The 17,175-nt window shown below is 35.5% G+C and carries 14 protein-coding genes; 8 read left to right on the top strand and 6 right to left on the bottom strand.

The window, feature by feature from the left end; translation table 11 throughout:
• Positions 1–395: 395 nt before the first annotated feature.
• The 4 genes from HOO91_18465 to HOO91_18450 all read right to left on the bottom strand — a co-directional run bounded on the left by HOO91_18465 (position 396) and on the right by HOO91_18450 (position 3,290).
• Positions 396–767, bottom strand: coding sequence for a DUF86 domain-containing protein (locus HOO91_18465; protein NOU19544.1), 372 nt, complete (start codon positions 765–767; stop codon positions 396–398).
• Positions 764–1,051 carry a nucleotidyltransferase family protein gene (locus tag HOO91_18460; protein NOU19543.1) on the bottom strand — a complete coding sequence of 96 codons (288 nt, stop codon included), beginning with the start codon at positions 1,049–1,051 and terminating at the stop codon, positions 764–766. The genes HOO91_18465 and HOO91_18460 overlap by 4 nt, the downstream gene beginning before the upstream one ends.
• Positions 1,052–1,251: 200 nt before the next feature.
• Positions 1,252–2,358, bottom strand: a complete 1,107-nt coding sequence (locus HOO91_18455; GenBank protein ID NOU19542.1) for a hypothetical protein — start codon at positions 2,356–2,358, stop codon at positions 1,252–1,254.
• Positions 2,359–2,531: 173 nt separating this feature from the next.
• Positions 2,532–3,290: a hypothetical protein gene (locus tag HOO91_18450; protein ID NOU19541.1), complete on the bottom strand. Its 759-nt coding sequence runs from the start codon at positions 3,288–3,290 to the stop codon at positions 2,532–2,534.
• Between the two features lie 286 nt (positions 3,291–3,576).
• On the opposite strand from HOO91_18450, the gene HOO91_18445 reads away from it, so the two are divergent.
• Together HOO91_18445 and HOO91_18440 are read left to right on the top strand one after the other, a co-directional pair.
• On the top strand, positions 3,577–6,030 hold the full coding sequence (locus HOO91_18445; GenBank protein ID NOU19540.1) for a phenylalanine--tRNA ligase subunit beta: 2,454 nt from the start codon (positions 3,577–3,579) through the stop codon (positions 6,028–6,030).
• Positions 6,031–6,303: 273 nt separating this feature from the next.
• Entirely contained in the window at positions 6,304–6,810 is a 507-nt protein-coding gene (locus HOO91_18440) for an O-acetyl-ADP-ribose deacetylase (GenBank protein NOU19539.1), read from the top strand.
• A 184-nt stretch (positions 6,811–6,994) separates the two neighbouring features.
• Here the strand turns inward: HOO91_18440 and HOO91_18435 are convergent, their stop codons facing one another.
• Together HOO91_18435 and HOO91_18430 are read right to left on the bottom strand one after the other, a co-directional pair.
• On the bottom strand, positions 6,995–8,371 hold the full coding sequence (locus tag HOO91_18435) for a sigma-54-dependent Fis family transcriptional regulator (protein ID NOU19538.1): 1,377 nt from the start codon (positions 8,369–8,371) through the stop codon (positions 6,995–6,997).
• Between the two features lie 5 nt (positions 8,372–8,376).
• A complete protein-coding gene (locus HOO91_18430; protein ID NOU19537.1) occupies positions 8,377–10,620 on the bottom strand; it encodes a tetratricopeptide repeat protein in 2,244 nt (747 codons plus the stop codon).
• A 234-nt stretch (positions 10,621–10,854) separates the two neighbouring features.
• On the opposite strand from HOO91_18430, the gene HOO91_18425 reads away from it, so the two are divergent.
• The 6 genes from HOO91_18425 (at position 10,855) to HOO91_18400 (ending at position 17,089) form a co-directional block, all read left to right on the top strand.
• On the top strand, positions 10,855–11,727 hold the full coding sequence (locus HOO91_18425; protein NOU19536.1) for a UbiA family prenyltransferase: 873 nt from the start codon (positions 10,855–10,857) through the stop codon (positions 11,725–11,727).
• A 264-nt stretch (positions 11,728–11,991) separates the two neighbouring features.
• On the top strand, positions 11,992–13,365 hold the full coding sequence (locus HOO91_18420; GenBank protein NOU19535.1) for a tryptophanase: 1,374 nt from the start codon (positions 11,992–11,994) through the stop codon (positions 13,363–13,365).
• Positions 13,366–13,466: 101 nt separating this feature from the next.
• The gene (locus HOO91_18415) at positions 13,467–14,831 is read left to right on the top strand and encodes an MATE family efflux transporter (protein NOU19534.1); all 1,365 of its coding nucleotides are present in this window, start codon (positions 13,467–13,469) and stop codon (positions 14,829–14,831) included.
• Between the two features lie 100 nt (positions 14,832–14,931).
• A complete protein-coding gene (locus HOO91_18410) occupies positions 14,932–15,810 on the top strand; it encodes a YicC family protein (GenBank protein NOU19533.1) in 879 nt (292 codons plus the stop codon).
• Between the two features lie 105 nt (positions 15,811–15,915).
• Positions 15,916–16,482 (top strand): guanylate kinase, encoded by a 567-nt coding sequence (gene gmk / locus HOO91_18405; GenBank protein ID NOU19532.1) that lies wholly within the window; start codon positions 15,916–15,918, stop codon positions 16,480–16,482.
• Positions 16,475–17,089 carry a nicotinate-nucleotide adenylyltransferase gene (locus tag HOO91_18400; protein ID NOU19531.1) on the top strand — a complete coding sequence of 205 codons (615 nt, stop codon included), beginning with the start codon at positions 16,475–16,477 and terminating at the stop codon, positions 17,087–17,089. The genes gmk and HOO91_18400 overlap by 8 nt, the downstream gene beginning before the upstream one ends.
• Positions 17,090–17,175 lie beyond the last annotated feature (86 nt).

Here is a 17,175-nt window from a genome sequence, read left to right as displayed (position 1 = left end):
AAAAAAGGGTAGCTGCAATTGAGCTACCCCTAGATAACCTTTGGCTTAACTTTTGCCGTCGGTCGTTATTTGGCAACACAAAAATAATTATTCTATTTTACTTGCATATGTCTTAGAATGCTGAACTGCCAAATAACGCTCGGTTGAAACTGTATTCTTATCCCTCAATAGTAAAGCTACACAAAAGCGTTAAGAACTCCAAATGCGTTATCAGACCAAATACAATAAAGGCTAGGCGTAGCGTTTTGGAACTATATTTAATCGCCTTGCAATAGATGTGAATCCCTGCGAAATTCTTTCAGAAATCTGCAAAGAAATTAAACTAAAATCATAAAATTATGATTTTTACTGATTATCAATAATTTAACTACACTATAACAAGAAATCAATACCTTTTAGCGTATGTTACCGTTCGTGTTTTTTTCTGATTCAATAATCTTCTGCAAATCAATGACGTTTTGTGGTAGGTTGGCAGTCGCTATTTGCCAAATCATTTCGTAATCAATTCCAAAGTATTCGTGAGAAATTAGATTTCTCAGTCCATACATTTTCTTCCAAGGGATTTCAGGGTATTTCTTCTGAATTTCTTCGGGTACGTTTTTCGAAGCTTCACCAATGATTTCAAAGTTTCTAACAACTGCATCTACAATCATATAGTTCTGCTTGAATTCAAGAAATTCTCTTTCGCCAATATATTCATTGATTCTAAGCATGGATGTTAGAATATCTTCCAAGTAAAAGTCGTATTGGCGCTTTGAAGGATTCATACGTAATGAACTTGTTTCAGTATGATATCCCTAAGTTGTTCCTTAAGGGCTTTTATAGAAACTAGGTCAACTTTTGTATTCAGTTCTCTTTCCAAGTATTCTTGTAAGTCAAAGAAGTCCCAACCTATAGGTTTTCGAAAATCCACAAGTATGTCAATATCTGATTCCTCAGTCTGTTCGTTCCGAGAGTAAGAACCGAAGTATCCAATCCTTTCAACAGAATATTTGTCTGAAAGAATCGGTTTCAACGTCCTCAATTTGTTCTCTATGTCATTCTGATTCATCATAAGGCAAATATAGTAAATTTTCATATTATGCCTATTGCTTAGACATAATATGGAAGGTAACGGTCGGGGCTATGAGACGCTGGGGATGTCGTGAACGCAAACTTATCCCCCATGCAGAAAACTTGCAAGCGAGAGCGAAGCATGCATATCCATTTTATCATCAGTGACTTATGAGCCATTGTTGTGGGCTGGGTATTTTATAATTCCTCAATTTGTTCAATATATCTTGTACATGAATCTTCAGTTACAATGACTGGGTAACCTGAATTTAATAAAATATATTTCATAGTTGACGCATGAGGGTGGTTACTATGTCTATTTACATTCATTACCGAAAAAATATTACTTCTACTATTTAACTTTTCATTATAATTATTAGCAGAACCATGATGAGGAATTTGTATTGTACTTAGATAATCCCAATAAACTGAATATGCAGTATGTAGTTGAAGCCAAGAACGATTATCTTTTGAATTATAATCACCTAAATACAAGCAACCTACATGACCATGGGAGTAATGATTAAAAGGATAAAAAAGTAAATTATTTAATCGTAAAATATTTAAAGAATTATTAATCATACCTGAATATAAAGTCAATGAATTTGAATTAAAATTATTTTCTCCATTGTGAATATTCCTATAGACTTCAATTATTTGACTTCTTTTTGTTTGAAGTTTTTGAACTATATTATCCTTATTTACATCAATCGTATTTAAAGCTTGTGCAATCTTATCAGCCCAAATATTATACTCAAAATTAAAAGGGATAAATATCCAATTATATGTTAAAGTAGATGAACTTATCGTTATTGGAGTGCCACTATCTAAATTAGAAATGTTGCTATTTATTGATTCAATGTTTAGATTTTCTTTATTCAAATTATTCCCATCCCCTTCACCTGAATTAATATAAATTACATATGTATTAATACCGTTTTTACTATTCTCTTGAATTGTTGATACAGGATTTAAAATCAAATTATTTGTAAATGAATCACTCCTAATGTTAATTGCATTTTCAACAATCACCTGAATTTTTTGATTGTCATGCAAGAACGGAATAAAAACTCTTTTAACAGTATAATTTTTCAATAAATACTCTAATCCATTGATATGGTCTCTGTGAAAATGAGAAATAAATAAAGCATCTATTATTTGATTTTTTTTAAAACTGTGTTCAATCTCGTAATTAATAACATTCAAATTACGGCCTCCACAATCATATACCATAGTAAAATCTCCGAATTCCTCGGTACAAAAACCGCCATGACCAATTGAATGGAAAGTTCTTATCATTTTCATATCATTATTGTTAGCGTAGTGTTTTCTTGCCTTGCCCACAACGCCTGCTGCTAAAATGCGTTGGGGAGTTAGAAGCAGCGTCTCTGTCCCACGTTAAAATAAATGCCAATATACAAATTAAAACCTATCTAATCATCTGCCCCAATGTATTTTAGCAGCTGTTAGCCACAGTTTTAATTTCTAATTATTCTTGCTATTTGGTTCAAAATTTCCTTACCATTTTTATATACTTTCAATTTAGCTGGAGGAGAATTTTCTGCTCCTAGTAAAATAATTACACAATCATATACATAATCTTCATTCTTGAATTCGAACCGATGATTTCCTCCGCTTCCTTCAGGAATGAATTCGCCATTTTCTAGAACTAAATCTGGTTTCTCGCTCATTTTATTCTTAAGAGACCAAGAAGCATAACGGTAATTTCCATTTCCTAAATCATCAATTCTAATTCTAAATGTTGATGTTTCTAAAATACGGACAGGTTCTTTAAACTCTCTAAGAGACTCGTAGAGTGTTTTTTTCTCTTCACTAATTAATTTTTCTCTTTTTTCCCTTTCAACTTTTGATTGATAATTCACGGAAACTAATTTACCATTTAATTCAAGCCATATCTGACCATCAAGAAACATAATGCCACGCCAACCCATTTTTGACCAATCTACTGATGGACTGGACTTAACAATCATTGCAATTAAACTATCGTCAAAGACCTCTTTATACATGCTCAAGAATTCCTTCCCATTTTTTATATCTGGAATTGGATATTCTCTACGAAATGGAAAGTTAATTTTAGATATTATGCATTCGGGATTTTTAGATTTAAAACAGTCAATGAAATCTGTGACAAACTTTTGATATTCTTTATTTTTCTCCTGTCCTGAAACAAAAAAGAAATTCATTGTAAAAAGAAATACTAAAACTTGTTTTCTCATATCGTTCTTGTGTCAAAAAATTGTGGCTAACTTGTTTATATATACCACTCAATGGTATATAAACAACTATTTTTGGTATGTATTGTACCATAAACCTATACCTTACACAAACATAACTTTTATTTATCTATCATCAAACTGCAAATCAAGAGAAATTAGGATTTATTTAGGTGTAAACCATTTCCGAAAAACTCCAATTTATAATTCACATTGGTATAACCTCTTTTTTTCTTACTTTTGCTTGATTTATTAGAAAAAGTATTGATCGATTTAAAAGATTATTCCGATGAAGATTTCGTATAGCTGGCTTAAAGAGTACATCAACATTGATATTGAGCCTGAAAAGGTTGCTAAGATACTTACCTCAATTGGCCTTGAAGTTGAAAGTTTAGAGATGGTTCAGGCTGTTAAGGGCGGCCTTGAGGGTGTTGTTATTGGTGAGGTTCTTACCTGCGAAAAGCACCCCGATGCCGACAAACTAAGTAAAACTACCGTGAATGTTGGTAATGGCGAGCCCCTAAATGTGGTTTGTGGTGCACCAAATGTTGCCAAAGGGCAAAAGGTTGTTGTTGCAACGGTTGGCACTAAGCTATACTTTAACGATCAGGAGATTACAATTAAGAAAGCTAAGATAAGAGGTGAGCTTTCTGAGGGTATGATTTGCGCCGAAGATGAGCTGGGGCTTGGCAAATCCCACGCAGGTATTATGGTGTTAGATCCATCCGCTGTTGTTGGTACTCCTGCTAAAGAATACTTTAAGATAGAGGATGATTATCTGCTGGAAATCGGGTTAACCCCAAATAGAATCGATGCTGCATCGCATTACGGCGTGGCTCGTGATTTGGCTGCATATTTTAACCTCGAAAAACCTACAAAAGCCACTAAACCTTCGGTTGATGGTTTTAAAATCGATAATAATAACCGTAAAATAACTATAGAGGTTGCTAACCCCGAGGCTTGCACAAGGTACACTGGTATTACAATTTCGAATATTAAAGTTGGCCCATCACCAGAATGGATGCAGAAACGGTTAAAAGCAATTGGCTTAAACCCAATTAATAGCGTGGTTGATATCACCAATTTTGTTCTACACGAAATAGGTCAACCCCTACACGCTTTCGATGCCGATGCTATTACAGGTGGTAAGGTTATTGTTAAAACGTTGAAAGAGGACACACCATTCGTCACTCTGGATGGGATTGAGCGTAAGCTATCATCCGAGGATCTTATGATTTGTAATGCACAGGATGGCATGTGTATTGCAGGTGTTTTTGGCGGTCTAAAATCAGGCATTTCCGATACAACTACTAATATCTTCCTTGAAAGTGCTTGCTTTAACTCGGTATCGGTTCGTAAAACAGCCCGCAGGTATGGTCTTAGCACCGATGCCTCATTCCGCTTTGAGCGTGGAACCGATCCAAACATTACCGTTTGGGCGTTAAAGCGTGCAGCAATGCTTATTAAGGAGATTGCTGGTGGTGAGATTTCATCAGAAATTATTGATGTTTACCCAACACCAGTAGACGATTTCAGTGTTGAATACGATCTTAAGCGAACCACTACCTTTATTGGAAAAGAGATTCCTCTAAATACAATTAAGAAGATACTTGAGGGCCTAGAGATAAAAATTGTTAAGGAGGATAGCGAAAAACTTCTTCTGGCAGTTCCACCCTACCGTGTGGATGTTCAGCGTGAGGCTGATGTGGTGGAGGATATTCTCCGTGTTTATGGCTACAATAATGTTGAGTTCTCGGAGAAGGTTAATAGCACGTTGAGTTATTCCAAAAAACCAGATACACATCAAATAATCAACCTAATTTCCGATTACCTGACCTCCAATGGGTTTAACGAATCGATGTGTAATTCGCTAACCAAATCGTTATACTACAAGGATCTTGCTTCGTTCCCCGCAGTAAATGCAGTAAAAATCCTAAATCCTTTAAGTAACGACCTAAGTGTAATGCGCCAAACCCTTCTATTTGGAGGGCTTGAGTCTGTTGAACGCAATATAAATCATCGGAATTTAAGCCTTAAACTCTACGAGTTTGGTAATTGCTATAAATTTATTCCTGATGCTGATAGGACTAAAGATCCCTTAAATTCTTATAGCGAAGATTTTAGACTTGGAATTTGGCTAACAGGTGAGAAAACTGCCGAATCGTGGATTCAGAAACCACAACCTGTAAGCTTTTACACCCTTAAGGGTTATGTTCATACAATTCTTAGCCGATTCGGATTCGATACCGATAATCTTACCATCGATGATGTATCTAGCGATATCTTTGAGTATGGGCTATCATATTCTTATCAGAATAAACCCATAGTATCGTTCGGATTGGTAAATGGAAGTATCCTTGAATCTTTCGATTTAAAGACAGAGGTTTTCTTTGCAGAGTTCAAATGGAATAGGGTATTTGAGCAGTCTGTTGGTTTAAAGATTGTTTACAAGGAGCTACCAAAATTCCCCGAGGTTAAAAGGGATTTAGCACTTCTGCTTGATAAGGATGTAACTTACGGTCAGATTCAGAAATTGGCTTTTGCCACTGAGAAAAAATTGCTTAAACGCATTAATCTGTTTGATGTTTACCAAGGGAAAAATCTAGGTGAGAATAAAAAATCGTATGCTGTTAGCTTTATTCTTCTGGATGAGAACAAGACATTAACTGATGTTCAGATTGATAAAACAATGGCTAACCTGATTGAGGTGTTCACCAAGGAGTTGGGTGCGCAAATACGATAGAGGTTTTAAACGCTAAGGCGCAACGACGCAAAATTATTATTTAATTTAAGCTGCTAGTTATAGCCAATATAGAAGATTTAAGAACAAGGATTAACGAATTTTGATTTTAGAAATCCAACGCGATCAATTGTTATTATTCGTTATTCAATTCTTTAAAAGATTATTATAAGTAGTAACTTAAGATATTTAGTGTTAGAATAACTTTGCGGTCGTGTCATTGCGTTTAAAATTGTGTTTTGATTTTATCCTCTTATATACTTAAAGTTGAAATCTATGGGTACTATCGAAGTAATTCAAGGTGATATCACAAAACTCAATGTTGATGCGATTGTGAATGCTGCAAATGAGAGTTTGCTTGGTGGTGGTGGTGTTGACGGAGCAATTCATCGTGCAGCTGGAGATGAACTTTTGGAGGAGTGCAGGAAAATTGGAGGATGCCCCACGGGTGAGGCCAGAATAACCAAAGGTTATAAGTTATCATCAAAGTTTGTAATCCATACCGTTGGTCCAATTTGGAGAGGTGGTCATAAAGATGAGATTGATTATTTAAGAAATGCTTACCTAAATAGTTTAAAACTAGCAACGAGTAATAATATTGAAACTATTGCTTTTCCGAATATCAGCACTGGGGTCTATGGTTTTCCAAAAAAATCAGCTGCCGAGATAGCCGTTAATGCTGTAAAAGGCTACCTCGATAAAAACAAACTTCCTAAGAAAGTAGTATTTGTTTGTTTTGATGATGAGAATTTTGAGATTTATAGGGAAAAGATGAAAGGGTAAAGAGAGAAGTCGGAAGACAGAAGACAGAAGTCCGAAGAGAGAAGTCCGAAGATGGAAGTCCGAAGTCGGAAGACAGGAGTCCGAAGATGGAAGAGAGAAAGAAAATTTCATAACTCAAAAATCTGAAATTAATAATTAGTGAATAATAATCATAACAACAAAAACAAGCAACCACGGCTAATTACTAAAGATCAATTCCATATTTCTCCAACCTTCTATCGAGTGATTGTCTAGTTATATTTAGAAGCTGTGCTGTTTCGGATTTTTTATAATCGGTTTTTTGGAGGGCTTTGACTATTAATCGTTTTTCAGCTTCATCTAGGTCAAAGAGTTCTTCAATTTCATTATCTAGTGTTACATCTTCATCTATTAATGGCAAACCTGCAAAGAATTTTAGCGTTAGCTTATTGCCATCGCAAAGTATCAAAGCTCGCTCCACCATATTCCTAAGTTCCCTCACATTTCCTGGGAAATGATAGGCTGATAAAGCCTTAACAACAGAAGCATCGACTGTAGGAATTTTCTTATTGAGTTTTTGTGAAATAAGTTTTAAGAAGTAATCAAGAAGCATTGGGATGTCCTCTCTCCTATCTCGTAAAGGGGGAATGTGTATCTCGAATGAGTTTAACCTATAGTAGAGATCTGATCTGAACTTATTTTCATCAAACAATTTCTGTATATCCTGATTAGTTGCTGCAATAATTCTAACATCAACAAAAATATCATTATTCGCTCCTACTCTCCGAATCTTTTTATCCTCTAGAACTCTAAGCAGTTTACTCTGCATAAAACTCTCCATTTCTGCAATCTCATCAAGAAATAGGGTTCCTCCATTAGCTATTTCAAACCACCCTATTTTCTCCTCATTAGCTCCAGTAAATGCGCCCTTTTTGTGACCAAAAAATTCGCTTTCGAAAAGGGCTTCAGGAACTGCAGAGCAATTAATTGCATGGAAATAAGCATTTTTACGGGAACTTAGGTAGTGAATCCCACGAGCAACAAGTTCCTTACCTGTTCCACTTTCGCCCGTTATTAGAACTGAGGTTGAATCGGCCTTAGAAACCTTTGTCATCAAATCAACTACCTGCTTTATGGCCTTGCTATTCCCCATTATCTCATAACCAACATTATCGCGAAGTTCCTTGGAAACAAGGGCATAAGAGTGTTCAACTTCCTTATATTTATTGCTAAGGCTTATATACCGCTTAGTACGCTGAATGGCAGCCTTCATATCTATTAAACGAAATGGTTTGGGAAAAAATTCAACCGCACCGTACCGCATTGCTTGAATTACAGCATCCATATCGCCATGACCTGTAATCATAATTACCTCTACATCTGGATATAACTCTTTAACCTTTTGCAAAAAGGTAAGACCATCCATTTCGGGTAGTTTAAGATCTAATATTATAATATCTATCTCCGATTGCTTTAAAATTTCGAATGCTTCCGAAGGTTTCCCTGCTAAATGAACAACAAATTTATCGGTTTCAAGAAACTCCTTAATTTCATCACGAAATACTCTTTCATCATCAAGGACAAGTATGTTTAAGTTCTCCATAAATATTATTGTTTGGGAATTATTATTTCGAAATTTGTAAATTCTCCAATATTACTTTCAACTCTAATCTCGCCAAGGATATCTTTAATAAACCCATAGGCAATTGATAAGCCCAATCCGGTACCTTTTTCCTCATTTTTTGTAGTGAAGAACGGATCGTATATTTTTTCTAGAATGTCAGGATGAATGCCAATTCCATTATCCCAAACGCTAAAGCAAACATTCTGATCGCTTATCCACGATTTTACTACAATTCGCTTTTGATAGTTTTCGTCACAATGCTGCCTATCCTTCTCATCAGCAGCATGTTTAGCATTTGATAGAAGGTTAAGTACAACCTGTTCAAGTTTAAACTTATCACCAATTATTGTGCATTCACCCTTTGATAGTTTGGTTTCTATAATGACATTGTGAGTCTGATACTGAGCATTAACCATAAGCAAAGCACTTGAAATAACCTCGTTAACATCAACCCGTTCAAGTGCATTTGGTTTCTGAGTTCGGGAAAATATTCTTATGTGATCAATTATCCTTTTTATTCTATCGACATTATTAAACAGGCTAGAGATCTTTTCCTTTAGATATGAATCGGTATAGTTTTTATCATTAATTTTCAACAAGATATTATCAAGTCCCATGGATATTCCACCCAATGGCTGATTTATTTCATGGGCAATACCTGCAGCAAGTGTACCAAGCGATTCAAGTTTCGATTTTTGAGAAAGTAGTTGCTGCTGTTTCTCCTGCTTTTTGATTTCCAAAATCATTCGCCGCTCAAGTTCCTTGTTTATTTCAACGATCCTCTGCTCGGCCTCCTTTTGTTTTCGCACCTCCTTGTGCTTTGATTGGTATAAAAAGGCAAGAAAAATGATAAGTACAAATAGCGTAACTGCCACAGAAATTAGGATAATACTCTGATATCGGTTTTTGGAAATTTGCAACTTTTGGATTTCACTTCCTTGTCTTAGAATCTCATTCTCCCGTTCTTTCTGGCTAATGTCATACAAAATCTGAAGTTTTGCCAATTTCTCGCCGCCCTCCTCGTTATATATTGAATCACGAATATCAGCCCACGACTTATAGAATGCTAGTGCATCTCTATATCGACCTTCCGACTCGCTTATTAGCGACAAGTATTTGTAAACATCAGCAGCGGTTGAGGTTAGATTTTTACTCTTTGCTATTGCTAATGCCCTGTTCAGATAGGTAGATGATGTGGGATAATCCCCAGAAACGTAATAGCATCTTGATATTTTAACTAATGAAGTTACAATTCCGTCAACATTTTTAATTTGTTCAGCAATGATAAGCTGCCTGTTGAAATAGTATTTTGCCTGATCGTACTTACCTATCTCGAAATTAACATCCCCGATCCCTTGTAAAGCATTTAATATTTCTAATGAATCCTTTAATGAACTACTAATATTTAAGGCCTTGGTGTAGTAAATCATTGAACTATCCATTTTTTGGACGAGATAAAATGAAAGTGCTATCTCTCGCTGTGCCTTTCCATATTCAGAGGAATCCCCAAAGGATTTCGCTAATCTTGACGCTTTTTCATAAGCCTCGCGACTTTGCTGGAATTCCCCAAGGTTTTTATATGACAATCCAATTTTGCCATAGCAACTTGTTTTAATAGTTTTTTTTTCGTCAGTTAGATTTACATCACCAACAATTTGTAAAATCCTATTATACTGAACAATAGCATTTCTGTAACTTCCCTTTTTGATATGTGTCTGACCAAGATTCATTAAAACCGTGGTTTGAAGGTTATTATCTTTAAGTTGAACTGCCAGAGAATAAGCACGATCAAGGAAAACTAAAGCCATTTCAGGATTTGGGGCATTCTCATACACCTCAGATAAACCAATCAATATGTTCACCTGCTCTTCACGCATATTGAACTTCTCAAACTGCCCTAATGCGCGATTATAATATCTCAAGGCATTTTCAAGGTTTGCAATCTTAAAATTGGCCTTCCCCATAATCCAAAGAGCCTGAGCTTCCTGAAGAGGTTTTCCGAGTTTTTTGGCTTGAACTAAAACTTGAAGTCCAAAATCTAGTGTTCTATCAGGGTTTATCTTTAAATAGTTCTCACTCAACTGTAAAAGCAAATCCAATTTCTCTTCACCTACCGCTCTATTAGCAGATGCTTCTAGACTATCAAGTGAATTCTGCCCTACAACAAAAATTGATAGTAGCATTGCAGCAACCATCAATACCAACCTATGTGGAAAAAGTAAATTCATCTATTTTAAAATCCTTACTAATATAACGTCATTTAATTAGAAAATAAATTTATTGATAAGGTTGTAAAAGAGTTTAAATCCTCTCTACAAAGTTAACTATTGATTATTAAACCATTAACGAGATTATTTGTTAATTAAATTGCGTCAATTTTTTAATATTAGTTTATATTTAAAATGACCGAACCAATTACTTATCCATTTTTATTTATTTTTGACAAATAAACAAATTCTTCTATGAACAATTCGAATGGGAAAAAATTAAAAAATTACCTCTCCCTTGTTAAATTTAGTCACACAATATTTGCAATGCCTTTTGCCCTAATAGGTTTTTTTCTGGCATATAGTTTAAATCCATCCAACCTAAGTTGGAATCTTTTGGTTCTTGTTCTCCTTTGCATGGTTTTTGCCCGCAATTCAGCTATGAGTTTTAATCGTGTTGTTGATAGATATATTGATGAAAAGAACCCACGAACTTCGGAGAGAGAAATACCCAAAGGGATTATTTCTGCTAAATCAGCGATTCTATTTACTATTCTTAATTCTTTAGCATTTATTGCAACAACATGGTTCATTAACAGGCTAGTATTTTTCCTTTCACCTGTTGCTCTTTCTGTAATACTTCTATATAGCTTTACAAAACGTTGGACTATTCTTTGCCATTTAGTACTTGGTTTAGGACTTTCGTTGGCACCAATTGGAGCCTACCTGTCAGTAACGGGTAAATTCGATTTAATTCCAATACTTTACTCGTTAATAGTTCTATTCTGGGTTGGTGGCTTTGACATTATCTACTCCTTGCAGGATGAAGTATTTGATAAGATTGAATCGTTAAAGTCGATTCCAGCAGCACTTGGATCGAAAAGAGCCCTTTGGGTAGCAGCTATATTTCACGTAATTACAGCGTTAATTGTCTTATTCGTTGGTTTGAAATTAAATGCAGGTAGATGGTACTGGATAGGTTCCTCTATTTTTATTACTTTGCTTATCTACCAACACTCAATAGTTAGTCCCCAGAATACCAAAAGGGTGAATATTGCTTTTGCTACAACAAATGGTATAGCAAGCATAATCTTTGCGCTTTTCAATATTCTTAACTTTCTACTGTAGACTATAAAAAAATAAAATATCTCTCTATCAATAGGTTAAAAGCGAATAAGATCGTTTGCATTTTTTCTTCTTTTAAACTAGTTTTGCGTTCTAAAATCATACGGATATTAATAAACCGATGAGATTACAAACTCAATATATTTTTACCCCCAAATCCGTATTCCGAAATATTAAGGATAGGGATACCTTCTAGTTATTATTGCAACACCTTTTTATTTTTCTTTTTTCATTCATAGTATTAATTTCTTAAAAAATAATCGTCTTATGGAGTTACCATTTGCCGAATCGTATAAGATTAAGATGGTTGAACCTATCTATCGTAGCATCCGAGAAGAGCGTGAACAATGGATTAAGGAAGCAAAGTATAATCTATTCAACCTAAAAAGCAACCAAGTTTTTATTGACCTGCTTACCGACTCTGGAACTGGCGCAATGAGCGATCGTCAGTGGAGTGCCATGATGTTAGGTGACGAGAGCTACGCAGGCGCATCTTCCTACTACAACCTAAAGCAAGCAATAAAAGATATCGTTGGATTTGATCATTTTTTACCTACCCATCAAGGGCGTGCTGCTGAAAATGTTCTCTTTTCAGTTCTTGTTAAAGAGGGTGATTTTGTGCCAGGAAACTCCCATTTCGATACAACAAAAGGTCACATTGAGTTTCGTGGAGCACATGCCATAGATTGCACTATTGATGAGGCATCTAACACAGAAGCATATCACCCATTTAAAGGGAATGTCGATACTGTTAAACTCAATAAATTTCTTTCGGAGAATGCAGGTAAAGTGCCTTTTGTAATTGTAACCCTTACTAATAATACAGCAGGAGGACAACCTGTGTCGATGGCATGTTTAAAGGAAACCAATAGGGTTGCAAGGAAATATGGGAAAATGATAGTTTTCGACTCTGCTCGCTTTGCCGAAAATGCATATTTCATCAAAATTAGAGAAAAGGGCTACGAAAATAAAACAATAAAAGAGATAGCTCTTGAGATGTTTTCATATGCCGATGCCATGACCATGAGTAGCAAGAAAGATGCTATTGTAAACATGGGTGGTTTCATAGCAATGAACGATACTGAACTTTGGAGGCAGTGCTCCAAGTTCAATATTATGTTCGAGGGGTATATTACCTATGGTGGTATGAGTGGTCGTGATATGAATGCCCTTGCGGTTGGTCTTGATGAAGGTACTGAGTTCAATTATCTCGAAACTAGAATAAAACAGGTAGAATACCTTGGCAATCGCTTAAAAGAGTTTGGTGTCCCATTCCAAACACCTTCAGGAGGTCATGCTATATTTGTAGATGCAAATAAAGTTCTTCCCAACATTCCGAAAGAACAATTTAGAGCGCAAACACTTGCCATTGAGTTGTATCTTGAAGCAGGAATCCGTGGTGTGGAAATTGGGGCAATATTGGCTGATCGCGATCCTTTAACCCGTGAGAATCGTTACCCTGACCTTGAGTTTCTAAGACTAGCAATACCTCGAAGGGTTTATACAAATAGCCATATAGATGTTATTGCCGTTGCATTAGGAAACGTTTTTGAGCGTCGACATCAAATAACAAAAGGGGTAAGAATATTATGGGAAGCACCTATTATGCGCCATTTTACAGTTGAACTTGAAAGGACTTAAGCCCATATTCTTTTGAGATTATTTAATGACCGCCCTATATTTGGGCGGTTTTTTTATTCCTTTTTAAGAAATTTATACACCTTTGCATTTTAAAAAAATTAATGAAAGATTTAACAAAAGGGAACGAGGCCAAGCTAATATTCCAATTTGCACTACCAATGTTACTAGGCAATGTTTTCCAGCAACTTTACCAGGTTGTTAATAGCATAATTGTTGGAAAATATCTTGGAGAAAAAGCATTAGCGGCGGTTGGAGCATCAACACCTATAATTTTCACCCTTATTTCGCTTACCATTGGAATTGGAATGGGAACCTCAGTTGTAGTATCACAATATTTCGGTGCAAAAGATTATGAAAAAGTTCGACGTTCATCTGATACTATCAATATATTTCTCTTTTTTGCAGGAATAGCACTTACTATCATAGGCATTTTATGCAGCGGATGGTTATTTAAACTGTTGCAATTGCCCTCCGAACTAATGCACGATGCTAAACTATATCTAAACATCAATCTATCAGGCTTAGTAATAATGTTTTGTTTTAACGCAACAATATCAATTCTCCGTGGAATTGGCGATTCCAAAACACCACTTTACTTCATGATCGTCGCTATTTTTATTAATATTCTTCTCGATTTACTTTTCATCCTTGTTTTCAAATGGGGAATTGTTGGAGCAGCATTATCTACATTAATATCACAGGCAGCTGCTTATGGAGCTATACTATTTTACCTAAACCGAAATCATCATATTATTCGTATTGACCTTAAGAACATTCATTTTGATAAGAAGATATTCTGGCAAAGCGTTAAAATTGGTCTCCCGACAGGAGTTCAACAAACATTACTTGGACTAGGCGCAATGGCAATAAATAGTATTGTTAATACATACGGTACCATTGTTATTGCTGGATATACAGCAGCAAGTAGGCTCGATATGCTAGCAGCCCTCCCCGCCATGAATTTTTCTGCAGCTCTTTCAGGTTTTGTTGGTCAAAATTTGGGTGCAAATAAGGTGTCAAGAATAAAAAAAGGACTACGTGCCACATTCATAATGTCAGCTACATTTTGTACTATTATAACTATTGTAATGGTTGTATGGGGTAATAATCTGATGTTGCTATTCACAAACAATCCAGAGGTTGCAAAAGCGGGTCATAGATACCTGATTATTGTGAGTCTTTTTTACGTCTTCTTTTCCACCATGCAAACCTATAACGGAGTGTTAAGGGGTGCTGGAGCAACCCTAGTTCCTATGTTTATCTCCCTTTTCACACTTTGGATAGTCCGAGTTCCACTAGCTTACTCTCTAAGTCAATATACCAGCCTTGGAGTTGATGGTATTTGGTGGGCAATTCCAATGACTTGGTGCTTTGGAACACTCGGTTCATACATATACTATAAAATGGGAAACTGGAAAAAGAAAGGAGTTGTTGAACCAGCTATTGCTATGGATACTGCTGACTAACCCCGCTTCTATTTTAAATTATTGATTTTGGGTTAATTCAATATAAGATTGATTCAGTGAGTCCTCAAAAAAACTACTTTTGCATAATAATATATGTACTATGCTAATATCAATGACCGGATTTGGGAAAGCGGAGATTCAGTTTAACGGGAAAAACATTACCGTTGAAGTGAAATCGCTTAACAGCAAACAACTCGATTTAAATGTTAAAACTCCTATGATTTACCGCGATAGGGAGTACGACATTCGTAATTTATTAACATCGAAATTGACACGAGGGAAGATTGATTTTTACATTAATGTTGATGAGAAAAAAGAGAACTCCTCACTACCTATCAATGCTGGGGTTTTCAAATCATATTATGACCAGATTCAGAAAATATCTAACGATTGTAATATATCTATTACACAAGAGCCTGTTTTTCAAACTATCCTACGACTACCCGATGTCCTTAAGATTGAAAAGGTTGAGGTAACTGACGAAGAGTGGAATGCCGTTTTCGAGTGTATAAATGCAGCATTAGAAAAAATGTTTCTATTCAGGCAACAGGAAGGCAAGGCACTTGAAAAAGATATCACCGAGCGAGTTAGACTAATTGAGGATTTACTAGATAAAATTGAACCTTTCGAAAAGCAACGTCTTGAAACAGTAAAAAGCAAACTACAGGAAAGCCTTAAGAATTTAGGGAAAGAAATAAAGATTGATAATGATAGATTTGAACAGGAACTAATTTACTATTTAGAAAAGATGGATGTTACTGAGGAGAAAGTTCGTTTACGAAACCATTGTAAATACTTTATAAATACCGTGAATGAGGATCTTCCAGTTGGTCGAAAACTAGGTTTTATATTGCAGGAGATGGGACGCGAAATTAATACCCTCGGCTCTAAGGCAAACCAAGCAGATATGCAGAAATTTGTAGTGTTAATGAAGGATGAGTTAGAAAAAATCAAAGAACAATCTCTGAATATTCTATAAGCATAGCCATATTGGGTTATCGCTTTCGAACTTACAATAAATCATATCCGATTAAACATTTTTAAACTGGCAACTTAAAACTAATAACAGTCAACTTTTATAGGCATGCAAGGAAAACTCCTTATACTATCTGCCCCTTCAGGATCGGGAAAAACAACAATAGTTAAGCATTTATTAAAGGTTTTACCAAATTTGGAATTCTCCATTTCTGCTTGTAGTAGGCCAAAACGTAATGGTGAAGTGGATGGTAAAGATTATTACTTTTTAAGCGTTGATGAATTTATGCGTAGAATTTCCAATAATGAATTTATTGAATGGGAAGAGGTCTACGAAGGTTCATTCTATGGAACTCTTAAATCGGAAATTGAAAGAATTTGGGCAAAAAATAATGTGGTTGTTTTTGATGTTGATGTTAAAGGGGGTATCAACTTAAAAAAACAGTTTGGCAACAATGCTCTTTCAATATTTGTTAAACCTCCTTCAATTGAGGCTCTAAAGCAAAGATTAGAATCACGAGGAACAGAGAGTATAGAGTCCTTAAATAAGCGTGTGGGAAAGGCAGCCGAAGAGATGACCTATTCAAATCAATTCGATAAAATTCTAATTAACGATTGTCTTGACAGATCATCTAAAGAAGCCGAAGATGTTGTAAAAGCCTTTATAAATTCTTAATCATTCACCTAACTATACTCTAGTGAAGACAGGGCTTTTCTTTGGTTCGTTCAATCCAATCCACAATGGTCATTTGGCCATTGCTAACTATATAGTTGACTTCACGGAAGTAGATGAGTTGTGGTTTGTGGTAAGTCCACAAAATCCGCTTAAAGAAAAAGATATTCTTGCTCCCGATTATCACCGTCTCGAAATGGTAAAAAAGGCAATCCCTTTTAATGAAAACAGAATGCTTATTTGCGATATCGAGATGAATATGCCCAAACCCTCCTACACCATTGATACATTAAGAGTCCTTGGGGCTAAATACCCCGATAAAGAGTTTATCATTATACTCGGTTCCGATTCATTGGAATCAATAACCAAATGGAAAGAGTACAACACCCTCATTAATGATTATAAGATATTCATTTATCCACGCAAAGGGAGCAATATGAGCGAGCTGACAAGTAAGTATCCTGTAAAAAAAATAAATGCGCCTCTTTTCGATTTCTCCTCAACTTCTGTAAGAGAAAAACTTATTAACGGAGATGATGTTAGCATGTATATACCCGAGGATGTTCTTAAATACATCAATAAAACAGGAATATACCAATTAAAGAAGTAAAGTACTTTGAGTGCCTTGAGTGCCTAAAGTACTTAAAGTTAGAAATACACGAATAACTCTAGGCACTCGAAGTACTCTAGGCACTT

Source organism: Bacteroidales bacterium, from assembly GCA_013141385.1.
Lineage (GTDB): Bacteria > Bacteroidota > Bacteroidia > Bacteroidales > Tenuifilaceae > UBA8529.
The sequence above is the reverse complement of the archived record's forward strand: the minus strand, read 5'-3'. Positions and strand labels throughout refer to the sequence as shown.